This is a genomic window from Serratia sp. TMDUHS_CL (assembly GCF_037137105.1).
In the GTDB taxonomy this organism is placed as follows: domain Bacteria; phylum Pseudomonadota; class Gammaproteobacteria; order Enterobacterales; family Enterobacteriaceae; genus Serratia; species Serratia nevei.
The window spans coordinates 159,572-178,485 of sequence record NZ_JBBBDV010000008.1 but is presented as its reverse complement, the minus strand read 5'-3'; the positions used below and the strand labels follow the sequence as shown (position 1 = coordinate 178,485).

Annotated in this window: 16 protein-coding genes; 10 read left to right on the top strand and 6 right to left on the bottom strand. The window is 61.7% G+C overall.

The window, feature by feature from the left end:
• Nucleotides 1-17: 17 nt before the first annotated feature.
• The 6 genes from WCL58_RS16200 (at nucleotide 18) to kefC (ending at nucleotide 9,797) form a co-directional block, all read left to right on the top strand.
• Nucleotides 18-1,277 (top strand): glycosyltransferase, encoded by a 1,260-nt coding sequence (locus WCL58_RS16200; protein WP_194573093.1) that lies wholly within the window; start codon nucleotides 18-20, stop codon nucleotides 1,275-1,277.
• Nucleotides 1,278-1,540: 263 nt separating this feature from the next.
• On the top strand, nucleotides 1,541-2,362 hold the full coding sequence (gene dapB, locus WCL58_RS16195; protein ID WP_336851371.1) for a 4-hydroxy-tetrahydrodipicolinate reductase: 822 nt from the start codon (nucleotides 1,541-1,543) through the stop codon (nucleotides 2,360-2,362).
• A 470-nt stretch (nucleotides 2,363-2,832) separates the two neighbouring features.
• Complete coding sequence (gene carA, locus WCL58_RS16190; protein ID WP_141957952.1) at nucleotides 2,833-3,981, top strand: glutamine-hydrolyzing carbamoyl-phosphate synthase small subunit; 1,149 nt, start codon at nucleotides 2,833-2,835, stop codon at nucleotides 3,979-3,981.
• A 16-nt stretch (nucleotides 3,982-3,997) separates the two neighbouring features.
• A complete protein-coding gene (gene carB / locus WCL58_RS16185) occupies nucleotides 3,998-7,222 on the top strand; it encodes a carbamoyl-phosphate synthase large subunit (protein WP_033649161.1) in 3,225 nt (1,074 codons plus the stop codon).
• A gap of 171 nt (nucleotides 7,223-7,393) precedes the next feature.
• Nucleotides 7,394-7,951 (top strand): glutathione-regulated potassium-efflux system oxidoreductase KefF, encoded by a 558-nt coding sequence (kefF, locus tag WCL58_RS16180; RefSeq protein ID WP_060422413.1) that lies wholly within the window; start codon nucleotides 7,394-7,396, stop codon nucleotides 7,949-7,951.
• Nucleotides 7,944-9,797 (top strand): glutathione-regulated potassium-efflux system protein KefC, encoded by a 1,854-nt coding sequence (gene kefC, locus WCL58_RS16175; RefSeq protein WP_038873391.1) that lies wholly within the window; start codon nucleotides 7,944-7,946, stop codon nucleotides 9,795-9,797. The genes kefF and kefC overlap by 8 nt, the downstream gene beginning before the upstream one ends.
• Nucleotides 9,798-9,832: 35 nt before the next feature.
• Here kefC and WCL58_RS16170 read toward each other — a convergent pair whose 3' ends face one another.
• The gene (locus WCL58_RS16170) at nucleotides 9,833-10,447 is read right to left on the bottom strand and encodes a LysE family translocator (protein WP_015376619.1); all 615 of its coding nucleotides are present in this window, start codon (nucleotides 10,445-10,447) and stop codon (nucleotides 9,833-9,835) included.
• Nucleotides 10,448-10,573: 126 nt separating this feature from the next.
• Here WCL58_RS16170 and WCL58_RS16165 point away from each other — a divergent pair, with 126 nt between their 5' ends.
• The 4 genes from WCL58_RS16165 to WCL58_RS16150 all read left to right on the top strand — a co-directional run bounded on the left by WCL58_RS16165 (nucleotide 10,574) and on the right by WCL58_RS16150 (nucleotide 14,531).
• The gene (locus WCL58_RS16165; protein ID WP_060426347.1) at nucleotides 10,574-11,374 is read left to right on the top strand and encodes a threonine/serine ThrE exporter family protein; all 801 of its coding nucleotides are present in this window, start codon (nucleotides 10,574-10,576) and stop codon (nucleotides 11,372-11,374) included.
• Nucleotides 11,371-11,835, top strand: coding sequence for a threonine/serine exporter (locus tag WCL58_RS16160; protein WP_033637072.1), 465 nt, complete (start codon nucleotides 11,371-11,373; stop codon nucleotides 11,833-11,835). Before WCL58_RS16165 ends, WCL58_RS16160 begins: the two co-directional genes overlap by 4 nt.
• A 143-nt stretch (nucleotides 11,836-11,978) precedes the next feature.
• Nucleotides 11,979-12,461, top strand: a complete 483-nt coding sequence (gene folA, locus WCL58_RS16155) for a type 3 dihydrofolate reductase (RefSeq protein ID WP_038873402.1) — start codon at nucleotides 11,979-11,981, stop codon at nucleotides 12,459-12,461.
• A gap of 180 nt (nucleotides 12,462-12,641) precedes the next feature.
• On the top strand, nucleotides 12,642-14,531 hold the full coding sequence (locus tag WCL58_RS16150; RefSeq protein ID WP_336851370.1) for a PhoX family protein: 1,890 nt from the start codon (nucleotides 12,642-12,644) through the stop codon (nucleotides 14,529-14,531).
• A gap of 47 nt (nucleotides 14,532-14,578) precedes the next feature.
• Here WCL58_RS16150 and apaH read toward each other — a convergent pair whose 3' ends face one another.
• From apaH to surA, 5 genes are read right to left on the bottom strand one after another with little or no spacing between them, the layout of a single operon-like run.
• A complete protein-coding gene (apaH, locus tag WCL58_RS16145; RefSeq protein ID WP_336851369.1) occupies nucleotides 14,579-15,430 on the bottom strand; it encodes a bis(5'-nucleosyl)-tetraphosphatase (symmetrical) ApaH in 852 nt (283 codons plus the stop codon).
• A 2-nt stretch (nucleotides 15,431-15,432) separates the two neighbouring features.
• Nucleotides 15,433-15,810 (bottom strand): Co2+/Mg2+ efflux protein ApaG, encoded by a 378-nt coding sequence (gene apaG / locus WCL58_RS16140; RefSeq protein WP_016929119.1) that lies wholly within the window; start codon nucleotides 15,808-15,810, stop codon nucleotides 15,433-15,435.
• Nucleotides 15,811-15,822: 12 nt separating this feature from the next.
• Nucleotides 15,823-16,641: a 16S rRNA (adenine(1518)-N(6)/adenine(1519)-N(6))-dimethyltransferase RsmA gene (rsmA, locus tag WCL58_RS16135; protein ID WP_060422426.1), complete on the bottom strand. Its 819-nt coding sequence runs from the start codon at nucleotides 16,639-16,641 to the stop codon at nucleotides 15,823-15,825.
• Nucleotides 16,634-17,626 carry a 4-hydroxythreonine-4-phosphate dehydrogenase PdxA gene (pdxA, locus tag WCL58_RS16130; RefSeq protein ID WP_142110718.1) on the bottom strand — a complete coding sequence of 331 codons (993 nt, stop codon included), beginning with the start codon at nucleotides 17,624-17,626 and terminating at the stop codon, nucleotides 16,634-16,636. Before pdxA ends, rsmA begins: the two co-directional genes overlap by 8 nt.
• A complete protein-coding gene (gene surA, locus WCL58_RS16125; RefSeq protein ID WP_048232625.1) occupies nucleotides 17,613-18,914 on the bottom strand; it encodes a peptidylprolyl isomerase SurA in 1,302 nt (433 codons plus the stop codon). Before surA ends, pdxA begins: the two co-directional genes overlap by 14 nt.

Genomic DNA, 18,914 nt, shown 5'->3' with positions numbered 1-18,914 from the left:
TTATGGCAAGGATACTGATGGCGGCGGTCGCCACTCCGGGGCACGTTTACCCGATGTTAGCCATCGCTCGCCACCTGATTGCCCAAGGGCATCAGGTGCGGGTGATGACCGGCGCGCTGTTTCGCGAACGCGCCGAGGCGGCGGGCGCGAACTTCGTGCCGTTCGACGCGCAGGTGGATTTCGACTATCGCCACCTGGAAGAGCACTTTCCGGCGCGCGCCGCGCTGCCGCCGGGCAATGCGCAGATGGCGCTGGCGCTGAAGGATTTCTTCGCCGCACCGATCCCGCTGCTGGATCGGCAGCTGCGTGCGGCCATCGCCGCCGAAAAGACCGATCTGCTGATGGTGGAGAACTGCTTCTACGGCGTGCTGCCGCTGCTGCAGTCCGCCGAGCGGCCGCCGGTCTTCGGTATCGGCGTTACGCCGCTGTCGTATTCTTCGCGCGATGCTATTTTTTATGGCCCGCGTATCCCGCCGGCGCTGCTGCCACAGGCGTTGACCCGTGAGCAGCTGGTGGATGAAGAAACGCGCGTGCTGCTCGATGAAGTACAGCAGAGCTTCGATACCGCGCTGGTGCAGGCGGGCGGGCGGGCGCTGGATCGCCCATTCACCGACGCGCTGATCGGCGGCTGCGAGCGTTTCCTGCAGCTGGCTACCACGGCGCTGGAATATGAGCGTGACGATCTGCCGAGCGGCGTGCGCTTTGTCGGCCCGCTGCGCAGCGGCGGCCAGCCGGCGGCGGAAGAGACGCTGTGGGAGGCGGACGACCGTCGGCCGTTGGTGATTGTGACACAGGGCACGCTGGCCAATGTCGATCTGCATCAGCTGATCGTACCGACGCTGCAAGCGCTGGCGCATTTGCCGGTGCGAGTGCTGGCCACGACCGGCGGACGGGCGACGGAAGGGCTGATGGAGGCACTGCCGGGCAATGCCAGAGTGCGGGAGTTCATCTCCTTCGAACGCTGGCTGCCGGAGACGGCGCTGCTGATCACCAACGGCGGTTACGGCTCGATCAACTATGCGCTGGACAGCGGCGTGCCGCTGATCGTCGCCGGCACCGGCGAGGACAAGCTGGAGGCGGCCGCGCGCGTGGTGGCCGCCGGCTGCGGCATCAGCCTGCACACCAGTACGCCGACCGCCGAACAGATCCTGGCGGCGGCGATGCGCATTCTGCAACAGCCGATCTATCGGCAACGCGCGGCGCTGGTGCGTGAGGACTATGCCCGCCACGACGCGCTGACGGCGATCGCCAACGAAGTGGCCGCCATTACCGCCTGACCTCGCCGTTCTTCCTTCCTCTGGCGCCGTTTTCGGCGCCTTTTTTCTGCATTTTTTTGCCATGAAAACTGCATGATTATGTACAATCGTCGCAGGCCGCCAAATCGGTTGAATGTTAATCTCACGACAGCGCCGCTGATGAGAACGGAGGAATATCATAATTTTCTAATTATGAAATGAATCCTCTGGCGACGCTGAAGCGGGGCGGTTACCCTGAATCGATAGCCTAATGGGATAGGCGTCAAATCAAGAAGAGAGCAAGCATGAGTGATTCACAAATCCGCATTGCGATTGCGGGCGCCGGCGGCCGGATGGGCCGTCAATTGATCCAGGCGGTGCAGCAGGCGGAAGGCGTGGTGTTGGGGGCGGCGCTGTCGCGCCCGGGCTCCAGCCTGGTCGGCGTCGACGCCGGCGAACTGGCGGGCATCGGCGCGCTGGGCGTCAAGGTGAGCGACAGTCTGGAGAAGGTGGCGAACGAGTTCGATATTTTGATCGACTTCACCCGCCCGGAAAGCACCCGGGGTTACCTGGATTTTTGCGTGGCGCACCACAAGGCGATGGTGATTGGCACTACCGGCTTCGATGACGCCGGCAAACAGGCGATCCGCGATGCGGCGCAGCATATCGGCATCGTGTTCGCCGCCAACTTCAGCGTCGGCGTCAACCTGGTGTTGAAACTGCTGGAGAAGGCCGCGCAGGTGATGGGCGACTATACCGATATCGAAATCGTTGAGGCGCACCACCGCCACAAAGTGGATGCGCCGTCGGGCACGGCGCTGGCCATGGGCGAAGCGATCGCCGGCGCGCTGGGGCGCGACCTGAAAAGCTGCGCGGTCTATGCGCGCGAAGGCCATACCGGCGAACGCGATCCGAAAAGCATCGGCTTTGCCACCATTCGTGCCGGCGACATCGTCGGCGAGCACACCGCGATGTTCGCCGACATCGGTGAACGGGTGGAAATTACCCATAAGGCCTCCAGCCGGATGACTTTTGCCAGCGGTGCGGTGCGTGCGGCTGCCTGGTTGCATAGCCGGGATAAAGGTATGTTTGATATGCGTGACGTGTTGAATTTGGACCAATTATAATTAATTTGCATACCATCGTGATGTGGTTGTATTGATCATAATGCTATGATAATCGGACAATAATTTTATTGTCCTTTTTTTTAACATGAAAAATTAAGCGTTGGTGTGTTTTTATTTCATTGATCGTTATTTATTGATGTTTTCCTTGCTAATCATCCCGTTTTTATCCACCAGATCTCATTTCAGCGTCTTTTGGAGCCCATTCTGGCGCCATTTTTCGTCATTCAGCCTCGCAACCGTTTTCCAGCCCCGGTTTTCTGTGTTTTTATCGCCGCTCAAGCCGCATGAGCGGCGAGAACTGCAAAAATAAAACAAAAAACGGCAGTTTGGGTAGACAAGCCGGACACTCATCATTAAAATGCGCCCAATTTGCCAAAAATTGGCCTCGCGGACGGTTTTTGCATTGATTTAGATCGCGATATCTGAATTAATATGCAAATATTGTGATTGATTATTCCTCGGAGGATGTTTTGATAAAGTCAGCGCTATTGGTTCTGGAAGACGGAACCCAATTCCACGGTCGGGCCATCGGGGCAGAGGGAACGGCAGTGGGGGAAGTGGTCTTCAATACGTCGATGACCGGTTATCAAGAAATCCTCACTGATCCTTCCTATTCCCGCCAGATCGTTACTCTTACTTATCCTCATATCGGCAATGTCGGCACTAATGCTTCCGACGAAGAATCCTCCGCAGTACACGCCCAAGGCCTCGTCATTCGTGACCTCCCGCTGATCGCCAGCAACTACCGCAACGAAGAAAGCCTGTCCGACTACCTCAAGCGTCACAACATCGTGGCAATCGCCGATATCGATACCCGTAAATTAACCCGCCTGCTGCGCGAGAAGGGCGCCCAGAACGGCTGCATCATCGCCGCCGACTCGACGGACGCCGCGCTGGCCCTGGCCAAGGCGCAAGGTTTCCCGGGGTTGAAGGGCATGGATCTGGCGAAAGAGGTCACCACCCAAGAGGCCTACAGCTGGCAGCAAGGCAGCTGGACGCTTGAAGGCGACCTGCCTGAAGCCAAGACCGCCGCGGAGCTGCCGTTCCACGTAGTGGCTTACGACTACGGCGCCAAGCGCAACATCCTGCGCATGCTGGTGGATCGCGGCTGCCGCCTGACCGTGGTGCCGGCGCAGACCCCGGCCGACGAGGTGCTGAAAATGAATCCGGACGGCATCTTCCTGTCCAACGGCCCGGGCGACCCGGAGCCATGCGACTACGCCATCGCCGCCATCAAACAGTTCCTGGAAACCGACATTCCGGTGTTCGGCATCTGCCTGGGTCACCAGCTGCTGGCGCTGGCCAGCGGGGCGAAAACCATGAAGATGAAGCTCGGCCACCACGGCGGCAACCACCCGGTGAAGGATCTGGACAACAACACCGTGATGATCACCGCGCAGAACCACGGCTTCGCCGTCGATGAAAACAACCTGCCGGCGAACCTGCGCGTCACGCACAAATCGCTGTTCGACCACACGGTGCAGGGCATTCACCGCACCGACAAAGCGGCGTTCAGCTTCCAGGGGCACCCGGAAGCCAGCCCAGGCCCGCATGATGCCGCGCCGTTGTTCGATCACTTTATCGAACTGATTGAGACTTACCGTTCTAACGCCAAATAATCAGGAGCAGTAAAAAATGCCAAAACGTACAGACATAAAAAGCATCCTGATCCTCGGCGCTGGCCCGATCGTTATCGGCCAGGCGTGTGAGTTCGACTACTCGGGTGCCCAGGCGTGTAAAGCGCTGCGCGAAGAGGGTTACCGCGTCATTTTGGTCAACTCCAACCCGGCGACCATCATGACCGACCCGGAAATGGCCGATGCGACCTATATCGAACCGATCCACTGGGAAGTGGTGCGCAAGATCATCGAAAAAGAGCGCCCGGATGCGGTGCTGCCGACCATGGGCGGCCAGACGGCGCTGAACTGCGCTCTGGAGCTGGAGCGTCAGGGTGTGCTGGCCGAGTTCGGCGTTACCATGATCGGCGCGACGGCCGATGCGATCGACAAGGCCGAAGACCGTCGCCGTTTCGACGTGGCGATGAAGAAAATCGGTCTGGACACCGCGCGTTCCGGCATTGCGCACACCATGGAAGAAGCGCTGGCGGTAGCCGCTGACGTCGGCTTCCCGTGCATCATCCGCCCTTCCTTTACCATGGGCGGCACCGGCGGCGGCATCGCCTATAACCGCGAAGAGTTCGAAGAGATCTGCGAACGCGGTCTGGACCTGTCGCCGACCAACGAGCTGCTGATCGATGAATCGTTGATCGGTTGGAAAGAGTACGAGATGGAGGTGGTGCGTGATAAGAACGACAACTGCATCATCGTCTGCTCCATCGAAAACTTCGACGCGATGGGCATCCACACCGGCGACTCGATCACCGTCGCACCGGCCCAGACCCTGACCGACAAGGAATACCAAATCATGCGCAACGCCTCGATGGCGGTGCTGCGTGAGATCGGCGTCGAAACCGGCGGCTCCAACGTGCAGTTCTCGGTCAACCCGAAAACCGGCCGCCTGATCGTTATCGAAATGAACCCGCGCGTGTCGCGCTCTTCGGCGCTGGCGTCGAAAGCCACCGGCTTCCCTATCGCCAAGATCGCCGCCAAGCTGGCGGTGGGCTACACCCTCGATGAGCTGATGAACGACATCACCGGCGGCCGCACCCCGGCATCGTTCGAACCGTCCATCGACTACGTCGTGACCAAGATCCCGCGCTTCAACTTCGAGAAGTTCGCCGGCGCCAACGATCGCCTGACCACCCAGATGAAGTCGGTCGGCGAAGTGATGGCCATCGGCCGCACCCAGCAGGAGTCGCTGCAAAAAGCGCTGCGCGGCCTGGAAGTGGGCGCTACCGGCTTCGACCCGAAAGTCAGCCTGGACGATCCGGAAGCGCTGACCAAGATCCGCCGCGAGCTGAAAGACGCCGGCTCTGACCGCATCTGGTACATCGCCGACGCCTTCCGCGCCGGTTTGTCGGTTGACGGCGTCTTCAACCTGACCAACGTCGACCGCTGGTTCCTGGTGCAGATTGAAGAGCTGGTGCGCCTGGAAGAGCAGGTGGCCGACGCGGGCATCAACGGCCTGAACAAAGCGTTCCTGCGCACCCTGAAGCGCAAGGGCTTCGCCGATGCGCGTCTGGCCAAGCTGGCCGGCGTCGCCGAGAGCGAAATTCGCAAGCTGCGCCACAGCCACGGCCTGCATCCGGTGTACAAGCGCGTGGATACCTGCGCGGCGGAATTCGCCACCGACACCGCCTACATGTACTCCACCTATGAAGAAGAGTGCGAGTCCAACCCGACCAACGACCGGCCGAAAGTGATGGTGCTGGGCGGCGGGCCGAACCGTATCGGCCAGGGCATCGAGTTCGACTACTGCTGCGTGCATGCCTCGCTGGCGCTGCGCGAAGACGGCTACGAGACCATCATGGTCAACTGTAACCCGGAAACCGTCTCCACCGACTACGACACCTCCGACCGCCTGTACTTCGAGCCGGTGACGCTGGAAGACGTGCTGGAAATCGTGCGCATCGAGAAGCCGAAGGGCGTGATCGTGCAGTACGGCGGCCAGACCCCGCTGAAGCTGGCGCGCGAGCTGGAAGCTGCGGGCGTGCCGATCATCGGCACCAGCCCGGATGCCATTGACCGCGCCGAAGACCGCGAGCGCTTCCAGCAGGCGGTCAACCGTCTGGGCCTGAAGCAGCCGGCCAACGCCACCGTCACCGCCATCGAGCAGGCGGTGGAGAAGGCGGCGGGCATCGGCTATCCGCTGGTGGTGCGCCCTTCCTACGTGCTGGGCGGCCGGGCGATGGAGATCGTCTATGACGAAACCGACCTGCGCCGTTACTTCCAGACTGCGGTCAGCGTGTCCAACGATGCGCCGGTGTTGCTGGACCGCTTCCTGGACGACGCGGTGGAAGTGGACGTCGACGCCATCTGCGACGGCGAGCGCGTGCTGATTGGCGGCATCATGGAGCACATCGAGCAGGCGGGCGTGCACTCCGGCGACTCCGCGTGTTCGCTGCCGGCATACACCCTGAGCCAGGAAATTCAGGACGTGATGCGTCGCCAGGTGGAAAAACTGGCGTTCGAGCTGCAGGTACGCGGCCTGATGAACGTGCAGTTCGCGGTGAAAGACAACGAAGTCTACCTGATTGAAGTGAACCCGCGCGCCGCGCGTACCGTGCCGTTCGTGTCCAAAGCGACCGGCGTGCCGCTGGCTAAAGTGGCCGCGCGCGTGATGGCGGGCAAAACGCTGGTTGAGCAGGGCGTGACCGAAGAAATTATCCCGCCGTACTACTCGGTGAAAGAAGTGGTGCTGCCGTTCAACAAATTCCCGGGCGTCGACCCGATTCTGGGGCCGGAAATGCGCTCTACCGGGGAAGTGATGGGCGTGGGCCGCACTTTCGCGGAAGCTTTCTCCAAAGCGATGCTGGGCAGTAACTCGGGCATGAAAAAGCAGGGCCGCGCGCTGCTGTCGGTGCGTGAAGGCGACAAGGCTCGCGTGGTCGATTTGGCCGCCAGCCTGCTGAAGCAGGGCTTCGAGCTGGACGCTACCCACGGCACCGCGGTTGTGCTGGGCGAAGCGGGCATCAACCCGCGCCTGGTCAACAAGGTGCACGAAGGGCGTCCGCACATTCAGGACCGTATCAAGAACGGCGAGTACACCTACATCGTCAACACCACGGCCGGCCGTCAGGCGATTGAAGACTCCAAGCTGATTCGCCGCAGCGCCCTGCAGTACAAGGTGCACTACGACACCACGCTGAACGGCGGCTTCGCCACCGCGATGGCGCTGAAAGCGGATCCGACCGAACAGGTCACGTCGGTGCAGGAAATGCACGCGCGCATCGGCAAATAACCGCGCGATAACGCTACGCCAGGGGCGCTGCAGATGCAGCGCCCTTTTTTATACAGCGAATTTGTCGGCTGGCGTTAAAAATTTCCGCTATCAATCAGTGGGCAAACTGTCACCCTGTGTGATTGGTATATGCTTGGTGTATTGGCAAGGAACGAAGGAACGACGATAACAATGATTCTGATAATTTATGCTCACCCGTATCCCCGGCATTCGCATGCCAATCAGCGCCTGCTGCAGGCGGTGAGGGATCTCCCCGAGGTAGAGGTGCGCTCGCTGTATGAGCTGTACCCCGATTTCAATATCGACATCAACGCCGAGCAGCGGGCGCTGGAGCGCGCCGACCTGGTGGTGCTGCAGCATCCGATGCAGTGGTACAGCTTCCCGCCGCTGTTGAAGCTGTGGATCGACAAAGTGCTGGAGCACGGCTGGGCCTACGGCCACGACGGCAACGCGCTGGTGGGTAAAGACTGCCTGTGGGCGGTGACCAGCGGCGGCGACGAGCACCACTTCGAGCTGGGCGACTTTCCCAACTTCGCCGCGCTGGCGCAGCCGCTGCAGGCCACGGCGATTTACTGCGGCATGAACTGGCAGCCTTTTTTCGCTCTGCATAACACCTTTACCTGCAACGAACCGGCGCTGCTCGCCGCCGGCGAAGCCTACCGGCAGCGGTTGGTCGACTACCTGATGGAACATGCCGAAGCGGAAACACGGGAGGCCAGCCATGGATAACCACCACATGATGATCGAGGGGCTGATCTACCTCGGCTCCGCCGCGCTGTTTGTGCCGATCGCGGTGCGACTGGGGCTGGGCTCGGTGCTCGGCTACCTGATTGCCGGCTGCATCATTGGCCCCTGGGGGCTGAAGCTGGTGTCGGATGCCGAGTCGATCCTGACCTTCGCCGAGATCGGCGTGGTGCTGATGCTGTTTATCATCGGCCTGGAGCTGGATCCCAAGCGGCTGTGGACGCTGCGCGCCTCGGTGTTCGGCGGCGGCAGCATTCAGATGGTGGGCTGCGGCCTGGCGCTGAGCGCCTTCTGTTACTTCCTGGGCCTCAACTGGAAGGTGGCGCTGTTGATTGGCCTGACGCTGGCGCTCTCATCCACCGCCATCGCCATGCAGGCGATGAGCGAACGCAACCTGACGCCGTCGCCGATCGGCCGCAGCGCATTTGCGGTGCTGCTGTTCCAGGATATCGCGGCGATCCCGCTGGTGGCGATGATCCCGCTGCTGGCCAGCAGCGGCGCCACCACCACGCTGGGCGCTTTCGTGCTGTCGGCGGCCAAGGTGGTGGGCGCGTTGACGATAGTGGTGTTGCTCGGCCGCTACGTCACCCGCCCGCTGCTGCACTTCGTCGCCCGTTCGGGCATGCGCGAGGTGTTCAGCGCCGTGGCGCTGTTCCTGGTGTTCGGTTTCGGCATCCTGCTGGAGATGGCCGGGCTGTCGATGGCGATGGGGGCGTTCCTCGCCGGGGTGCTGCTGGCGAGCTCGGAATACCGCCACGCGCTGGAGAGCGATATTCAGCCGTTCAAGGGGCTGCTGCTGGGGCTGTTCTTTATCGGCGTCGGCATGTCGATCGATTTCGGCACGCTGTTCCATCATCCGCTCCTGATCGCCTCGCTGCTGCTGGGCTTTATGCTGATCAAGGCGGCGCTGCTGTGGCTGATTGGGCCGCTGCTCGGCGTGCCGAAGCGCCAGCGCGGCCTGTTCGCCATTCTGCTGGGGCAGGGCAGTGAATTCGCCTTCGTGATCTTCAGCGCCGCGCAGCTGGCCGGCGTCCTGCCGGTCGAATGGGCCAAGTCGCTGACGCTGGCGGTGGCGCTGTCGATGGCGGCCACGCCGCTGCTGCTGGTGATCGCCGCGCAGCTGGAGAAAAATGCGCCGAAAGAGGAGCGCCCGGCTGACGTTATCGACGACGAGAATGCCAGCGTGATCATCGCCGGCTTCGGCCGTTTCGGTCAGATCGCCGGCCGCTTGCTGTTGGCCAACGGCGTACACACCGTGGTACTGGATCACGATCCGGACCATATCGAGACGCTGCGCAAATTCGACACCAAGGTGTTCTACGGCGACGCCACGCGCGCCGATTTGCTGGAGGCCGCCGGCGCCGCCCACGCCAAGGTGCTGATCAACGCCATCGACGACGTGGAAGACAGCCTGGCGCTAACCGAGCTGGCCAGACAGCACTTCCCGCATCTGAAGGTGGTGGCGCGAGCGCGCGACGTCGATCACTGGTATCAGCTGCGGCAGCTGGGGGTGGAAAAACCGGAGCGCGAAACCTTTGAAAGCTCGCTGCGCATCGGCCGTGAAACGCTTGAGCTGCTGGGGCTGGACGCCTATGAGGCGCGCGAGAAGGCGGATACGTTCCGCCGCTATAACCTGAAGATGCTGGAAGACACGCTGGAGAATTATCAGGACACCGAGTTCCGCATCGCCAGCCTGCAGCGGGCCAAGGAGATGCTCAGCGCGGCCATCGAGCAGGATCAGAATCGGCTGGCGCGGGTGCAGCAGACCGGCTGGCGCGGCAGTATCGACGGCAAGGCGCCGGAGGATGAAGTGGTGGAAGCCAAAGGATAAGAGTAGGGGCGCCAGATCGGCGCCCCTTTTTTTGCTTAGCTCAGTGCGACCTTGATGCCCAAGGCGATCAGCATACCGCCCAGCAGCTTGTCGACGATCTTCTGGGTCTTTTCCAACCCGCGACGCACCGGCCCGCTCTGGATCAGGAACACCAGCAGCGGCCACCAGATGACCGACAGGCCGAGAATAATCCCCGCGTACCACAGCTTGTCGCCCAGGCCGGAATCGATCTGCAGCACCTGGGTGAATACCGCCAGGAAGAATAGGGTGGCCTTCGGGTTCAGCAGGTTGCACAGGTAGCCTTGCGCAAAGGCGCTCTTCAGGCTGACCTGCTGCTGCGGCAGATTGCTGACGTTCATCTTGCCGCCGCCGCGCGACAGCAGCGCCTGGATGCCGATCCACACCAGATAGACCGCCCCGGCGTATTTCAGCAGGTTAAACAGCCACGGCGTGGTGGTGATCACCACCGCCAGCCCGGCGACGCAGTAGGACATGTGGGTGGCGACGCCGCAGATCACGCCGAAGGCGGTCATCATGGCGGCCAGCCGCGGATAGCGGGCGGCGTTTTTGATCACCAGGAAAAAATCCGGGCCGGGGGAGAGCATGCCGAGGGCGGCAATGCCGGCGACGAACAGCGAAGTTTCAAGCATGGGGCGTCTCGCGCAAAAGACAGAGTTCTGGCGATAATAACGCCGCTTCCTCTGATGCGCATCAACCCAATGAGGTATTGTTAGGCTCTATGATAATTATTCATCTACCGCCAGCGACGGAGCCCTATGCAGCAGACTAACGCCACAGACATGCCGGAACCGCACCGGCAACAGCGTGAAATAACCCGCCTGTGCATTCAATGCGCGCTGCTGCTGTTGCAGCACGGCGCTGAGAGCACGGTGGTGGAACAGCTGTCGACCCGCCTGGGACTGGCGCTGGGGATGGACAGCGTGGAAAGCTCGATCTCCGCCAATGCGGTGGTGTTGACCACCCTCAGCCACGGCGCCTGTCTGACCACCACCCGCAAGAACGTCGATCGCGGCATCAATATGCAGGTGGTGACCGAAGTGCAGCATATCGTGATCCTCGCCGAGCACCACCTGGCGGATGCGCACGACGTGGCGCGCCGTTTTGACAGGATCCGGCCGTTGCGCTACCCGCGCTGGCTGGTGGTGCTGATGGTGGGGTTGTCCTGCGGGTGCTTCAGCATGCTCAACGGTGGTGGCGCTGACGCCTTCCTGGTGACCTTTATCGCCAGCGGCACGGCGATGCTGGTGCGCCAAATTCTCACCGCCCGCCATATGAATCCGCTGATCAATTTTTGCCTGACGGCGTTTGTCGCTACGTCGATCTCCGGGCTGCTGCTGCGCCTGCCGGCGTTTAAGGACACCTCGAGCGTGGCGATGGCCGCCAGCGTGCTGTTGCTGGTGCCGGGCTTCCCGCTGATCAACGCGGTGGCCGATATGTTCAAGGGGCACGTCAATACCGGGCTGGCGCGCTGGGCGATGGCCAGCCTGCTGACGCTGGCGACCTGCATCGGGGTGGTGATGGCGATGTCGCTGTGGGATCTGCGGGGGTGGTCATGAGTCTGCTGTGGGCCTTGTTGCAGGAGATGTTGTTGGCGGCGGTGCCGGCGCTGGGCTTCGCCATGGTGTTCAACGTGCCGCTGCGCGCGCTGCGTTATTGCGCGTTGCTTGGGGCCATCGGGCGCGGTTCGCGCATGCTGATGATGCACGGCGGCATGAACATCGAGTGGGCCTCGCTGCTGGCGGCGATCCTGATCGGTATCATCGGTATCTACTGGTCGCGCTGGCTGCTGGCGCACCCGAAGGTGTTCACCGTGGCGGCGGTGATCCCGATGTTCCCCGGCATTTCCGCCTATACCGCGATGATAACTGTGGTAGAGATCTCACATTTGGGCTACAGCGAAGCCTTGATGGAGACCATGATCACCAACTTCCTCAAGGCCAGTTTCATCGTCGGTGCGTTGTCGATCGGCCTGTCGCTGCCGGGTCTGTGGCTGTACCGCAAACGCCCCGGCGTGTGAAATTTCCCGGCGGGAGATCGTTGGTTATTAGATATGCTGATAAGAGCTATCTTATATATTCATCTTGCTTGATTAGCCTATCGACGGCACTCAGGCCTTTACGTATAGTGTCACCAATTTTGCTGCCTACACAGGGTTAAACAATGATTATCAGCCTGATCGCTGCCTTGGCGGCGGATCGCGTTATTGGCATGGAAAACGCCATGCCGTGGCACCTGCCGGCGGACCTTGCGTGGTTTAAACGCAACACGTTGAATAAGCCGGTTATTATGGGCCGCAAGACCTTCGAGTCCATCGGCCGCCCGCTGCCGGGCCGCCACAATATCGTTTTGAGCAGCCGTCCGGGTAGCGAAGCCGGGGTGACCTGGGTGACCTCGATGGATGAAGCGCTGGCCGCCGCCGGCGACGTGGAAGAAGTGATGGTGATCGGCGGTGGGCGCATCTATACCCAGCTGCTGCCGCGTGCCGATCGCCTGTACCTGACGCACATCGACGCCGAGGTCGGCGGCGATACCCACTTCCCGGATTACGAGCCGGACGAGTGGGAAACCACGTTCAGCGAGTTCCACGACGCCGACGATCTGAATTCGCACAGCTACTGCTTCGAGATCCTGCAGCGCCGCTGATTTCAGCGCGTTAGCCAACTCTCCCCGGGGGCGCAAGCAATTGCGCCCCCGGCCTTTTTGCGCCCGTCGTCCGTAACCTTTCCGTCACATTACCTGATTAGTATGAAGCCCAACTCCGAGCGCCCCGGCAACTCTGGTGAATCTTGACCGCGGCGCCATAACTAAAAAGGTAACCACGCTATGACCAAGCAAATTGAGCAATTAGACGCCGACCGCCTGATCGATCCCACTCGCCGCAAACTGCTGCTCGGCAGCGCCGGCGCCGTCGGCCTGGCCGGCTTTCTCGGCGGCGGCATCTGGTCGGTCTCCGCCGAGGCGTTGGCCGAGGATCTGCCGCCGAACAAACTGCTGGGCTTTCAGGGCATCGCCGCCTCTACCGCCGACGAGGTGACCATCGCACCGGGCTACCGTGCGGAGGTGCTGATCTCCTGGGGGGAGCCGCTGGTGGATGGCGCACCGGCCTTCGATCCGCAGGGCAACAACAGCGCCGCCGATCAGGAAAAACAGTTCGGCGACAATAACGACGGCATGAGCTTCTTCCCGATCGACGATCGCCACGGCGTGATGGCCATCAATAACGAATACGTCAACGAGCAGTACCTGTTCGCTCACGGCGGCGCCAAGGCCACCAGTCTGGAAGAGGTGCGTAAATCGCAGGCGGCGCACGGCGTTTCCATCGTGGCGGTAAAGCGCGTCGGCGACGGCCAGCGGTGGGAAGTGGAGCGCCCGTCGCGCTATAACCGCCGCATCACCGCCAACACCGACATGCAGTTCAGCGGCCCGGCCGCCGGGCATCCGCTGTTGCAGACCGCCGCCGATCCGAGCGGGCGCAAGGTGCTGGGCACCTTCGGCAACTGCGCCAACGGCAAGACGCCGTGGGGCACCTATCTGACCTGCGAAGAAAACTTCGATACCTACTTCGGCACCCGCCAGGCCGATTACCCAACCACGCCGGAACAGAAGCGCTACACGCTGAAGGTCAGCGAGCCGGAGCGTAACTGGCCGGACTATGATGAGCGCTTCGACGTGGCGAAGAACCCCAACGAATTCAACCGCCATGGCTGGATCGTGGAGATCGATCCGCTGAATCCGACTTCGACGCCCATCAAGCACACTGCGCTGGGCCGCTTCAAGCATGAAAATGCGGCGGTGACCGTGGCCAAAGATGGCCGTCTGGTGGTGTACATGGGGGACGACGAGCGCGGCGAACATATCTATAAGTACGTTTCCAAAGGTGTGGTCGACGCCGCCAACCCGGCCAACAATCGCACGCTGCTGGACGAGGGAACGCTGTACGTGGCGCAGTTCGACGGCGACGACGCCGGCACGCCGCTGAAGGGCAAAGGACGCTGGATTGCGCTCGAATTCGGCAAGAACGGCCTGACGCCGGAGAACGGCTTCCGCGATGAGGCCGAAGTGCTGATCTTCGCCCGCAAGGCGGCGCAGCAGGTCGGCGCCACCAAAATGGATCGTCCGGAGTGGATCGCGGTGAACCCGCATGACGGCCGCGCTTACTGCACGCTGACCAACAACAGTAAGCGCGGTGAGGAAGGGATGCCGCTGAACGCCGCCAACCCGCGGCCGAACAATATCTATGGCCAGATCATTCGCTGGGACGAAGGCGGTGACGCCACCGCCGGCACCTTTGCCTGGGACATGTATGCGCTGTGTGGCAACCCGATTGCCCACCCGGAAGGCGTCAACCGCGGCACGCCGAACATCACGGCGGACAACACGTTCAACAGCCCGGACGGGCTGGGCTTCGATCGCGCCGGCCGCCTGTGGATCCTCACCGACGGCAAGTACAGCAACAAGGGGGATTACGTCGGGCAGGGCAACAACCAGATGCTGGTGGGTGATCCGGTCAGCGGCGAAATTCGCCGTTTCATGGTGGGGCCGAAGTCCTGCGAACTGACCGGCATCACCTTCACTCCGGACTACAAGACGATGTTCGTCAACGTGCAGCATCCGGGAGAAGAGGGCGATTCGCACTTCCCGAACAACAGCCCGCGCCCGCGTTCATCGGTATTGATGATCACGCGTGAAGATGGCGGGGTGATTGGGGCGTAAGGCAGTAAAGAGAACCAAGGCGGCCTGGGCCGCCTTTATGTTTGTTTTCAGGACGCGGTCAGTCTGCCGGCGTGGTCAGGCGCTTCGCCACGGTTGGCGGGCTGCGTGAAGTAACGGCGGTCTTCCCAGCGCAGCATCGTCAGATCGCCGCCCCAGCAGCAGCCGGTATCCAGCCCGATTACGCCTTCCGGCGTGCCCTTGCCTTCCAGCGAGGCCCAGTGACCGAAGACGATGGTGTATTCCGGATCCACCAGGCGCGGCAGCTCGAACCACGGCTTCAGCGGCGCCGGCGCGGTGCCCGGCGCATCTTTGCAGATCATGTCGAGCTGGCCGTTGGGGAAGCAGTAGCGCATGCGCGTGAGCGCATTGGTGCTGAAACGCAGGCGCGCCAGGCCGCTCAGTTCCGGCGCCCAGTTGTTCGGCATGTCGCCGTACATGGCGTCGAGAAACAGCGGGTAGCTGTCGCTGCTCAAGACCGCTTCCACTTCGCGCGCGCACATTTTCGCGGTGTCGATATCCCACTGCGGGGTGATGCCGGCGTGCGCCATCACCAGCTTTTGCTCATCGTCCACCTGCAGCACCGGTTGGCGGCGCAGCCAGTTGATCAGCTCGTCGGCGTCCGGCGCTTCCAGCAGCGGGGTGATGCGATCTTTGGGTTTGTTGCGGCTGATGCCAGCGTAGACCGCCAGCAGGTGCAGATCGTGGTTGCCCAGCACCATGCGCACCGCCGGGCCGAGCGAGCGCACGAAGCGCAGCACGTCCAGCGAGGCGGGGCCGCGCGCCACCAGATCGCCGGTCAGCCACAGCCGATCGCGCTCGGGATCGAAAGCAGCCTGAGCCAGCAGCGACTTCAGTTCATCGTAACAGCCGTGAACGTCGCCGATAAGGTATGTCGACATAATTAATGGATCAGCGTTGGAATGGCTAAGCGAAACACGGGAATAGCGGTGCGGAACGGTTGACCCTGATGGTCCACCATTTCGTAATGGCCTTCCATGGTGCCCAGCGGCGTTTCCAGAATGGCGCCGCTGGTATACTGAAACTCTCCGCCGGGCGGAATGACGGGCTGTTCGCCGATCACGCCTTCGCCCTGAACTTCGGTTTGGCGGCCGTTGCTGTTGGTGATCAGCCAGTAACGGCCCAGCAGTTGCACGTCGGTCCGCCCCAGATTGCGGATAGTGATGGTATAGGCGAAGACGTAACGCTCTTCTTCAGGGATCGACTGTGATTCCACATAGATGCTCTGAACCTGAATACACACGCGGGGCGAATCAATCATGACAACAACTCCTTATTGCTGCGGCGTCGGATTGGCTGACAGCCAGTTCGCCAGCTTGCAGTACTGCGCCACAGAAATATTTTCTGCTCTGAGCGAAGGATCGACGCCCAGCTCCGTCAGCTGCTCCGGCGTGAACAGGTCGCCCAGGCTATTGCGGATGGTTTTCCGCCGCTGGTTGAACGCCTGCGTGGTGATGCGGCTCAGCATGCGCACGTCGCCCACCGGGTTCGGCAGCACGCTGTGCGGCACCAGGCGCACCACGGCGGAATCGACCTTCGGCGGCGGCGCGAACGCGGTCGGCGGCACTTCCAGCACCGGAATGACGTTGCAGTAGTACTGCGCCATCACGGTCAAACGCCCGTAGGCCTTGCTGTTCGGGCCGGCCACCAGACGGTTGACCACCTCTTTTTGCAACATAAAGTGCATGTCGCGGATTGCCTGAGTATAGCTGAAAAGGTGGAACATCAGCGGCGTCGAAATATTGTACGGCAGGTTACCAAATACGCGCAGCGGTTGGCCAGCTTCCTCGGCCAGTTCGGCGAAATTCACCGTCATGGCGTCCTGCTGGTGGATGGTCAGCTTGTCTTTCAGCCGCGGGTGGTTCTCCAGCCGGGTGGCCAGATCGCGGTCCAGTTCGATCACCGTCATGCGGTCCATGCGTGCGCCGACCGGCTCGGTCAGGGCGCCGAGGCCGGGGCCGATCTCGACCACCGCTTCGCCCGGCTGCGGGTGAATGGCGGAGACAATGCTATCGATGACAAACTGATCGGTTAAAAAGTTTTGTCCAAAGCGTTTGCGGGCAAAGTGCCCTTGGTGGACTCTGTTATTCATTACAATTAATTATCATTTTAATGGCGAGATTCAGGGCCGTTTGGAAACTGCCGACATCGGCGGTGCCGGTGCCGGCCAGTTCCAGAGCGGTACCGTGGTCGACCGAGGTGCGTATGAAAGGCAAACCGAGGGTGATATTCACCGCGCGGCCGAACCCTTGGTATTTTAGCACCGGCAGCCCCTGATCGTGATACATCGCCAGCACCGCATCGGCATCTTGCAGATATTTGGGCTGGAACAGGGTGTCCGCCGGCAGCGGGCCGACAAGATGGATGCCCTCAGCGCGCAGCGCGTCGAGCGCCGGGATGATGGTGTCTATCTCTTCGTGCCCCATATGGCCGCCTTCCCCGGCGTGGGGATTCAGACCGCAAACGTAAATGTGCGGCCGGGCGATGCCAAATTTGGTTTTCAGATCGTGGTCGAGGATGCGGATGACTTCGAACAGGCTCTGTTGCGTGATGGCGCCCGGCACCGCCAGCAGCGGCAGGTGGGTGGTCGCCAGCGCCACGCGCAGCTCTTCGGTCGCGAGCATCATCACCACGCGATCGCAGCGGCTGCGATCGGCAAAGAATTCGGTATGGCCGATAAACGGCACGCCGGCGTCGTTGATCACGCCCTTGTTCACCGGGCCGGTGATCAGCGCAGCGAATTCGCCGTTCAGGCAGCCGTCGCAGGCGCGCGCCAGGGTTTCCACCACGTAGGCGCTGTTGCCGACGTTCAACTCCCCGGCGGTGACCGGGTGAGCGAGCGAGACCGGCAGCACGGTCAGCGTGCCGGCGCGTTGCGCTTCGGCCGGCTGCTGCGGCTGGTAGTCGTGCAGCGTCAGCGGCAGGCCCAAACGCTTGGCGCGTTCAAGCAGCAGGGCCGGATCGGCGCACACCACCAGCTCAACAGGCCAATCCTGTTGCGCCAGCGCTGCCACCAAATCCGGCCCTACCCCGGCGGGTTCGCCGGGGGTAATGACGACGCGTTTATTGCTGTGCATCGCTGCCATCGAGGATCTTCACGTAAGCCTGGGCGCGCTGTTCCTGCATCCAGGTCTGTGCTTCTTCGGCGAACTTACGGTTGAACAACATGCGGTAAGCGCGATCTTTTTGCGCGGCGTCGGTCTTATCCACCTGGCGGGTATCCAGCAGCTGGATCAGGTGCCAACCGAAGGAAGAGTGGACCGGCGCGCTGATTTCACCCTTGCTCAGCTTCAGCAACGCATCGCGGAAGGCCGGATCGTAGATGTCCGGGGAAGCCCAGCCCAGATCGCCGCCCTGCATGGCGGAACCCGGATCCTGCGACAGCTGTTTGGCTTCGTCGGCAAACTTGGCGCGGCCGCTCTTGATCGCTTCCGCAACGGATTGCAGCTTGGCGCGCGCCTGATCGTCGGTCAGCACCACCGAAGGTTTCAGCAGGATGTGACGGGCGTGCACTTCGGTAACCGACACCGACTGGCTCGCGCCGCGGATGTCGTTCACTTTCAGGATGTGGAAGCCGACGCCGGAGCGGATTGGGCCGACGACGTCGCCTTTCTTGGCGCTCACCAGACGTTCCGCGAACAGGGTCGGGATCTCTTGCAGCTTGCCCCAGCCCATGTTGCCGCCTTTCAGCGCCTGAGAGTCGGCGGAGTAGGTGATTGCCAGCTTGCCGAAGTCGGCGCCGCTGTTGATCTCGCCCACCAGGCGTTTGGCCAGCTCTTCGGCTTTGTCGACCTGCTGCTGAGACGGGTTCTCCGGCAGCGGGATCAGGATGTGGCTGATGTTCATTTCGGTGTCGCTGCCGTTCTGCGCGCCCACCTGTTTGGCCAGCGAGTCCACTTCCTGCGGCAGGATGGTGACGCGGCGGCGCACTTCGTTGTTACGCACTTCGGAGATCAGCATCTCTTTGCGGATCTGCGAACGGTAGGTGTTGTAGTTCAACCCTTCGTACGACAGGCGGCTGCGCAGCTGATCGACGCTCATCTTGTTTTGTGCGGCGATATTGGCGATCGCTTTATCCAGATCGGCGTCGGACACGGTGATGCCCATTTTCTTGGCCATCTGCAGCTGGATGTTATCCATGATCAGGCGTTCGATGATCTGATGGCGCAGCGTCTTGTCGTCCGGCAGCTGTTGGCCGGCCTGCTGGGCGTTGAGCTTCACTGACTGCAACAGACCGTTGACGTCGCTTTCGAGTACCACGCCGTTATCCACGACGGCGGCGACTTTATCCACTTCTTGGGGTGCTGCGAACGCGGCATTGGCGCAAACCACCAATCCGAGAATAAGCGTTCTCCAGTTCTTCAT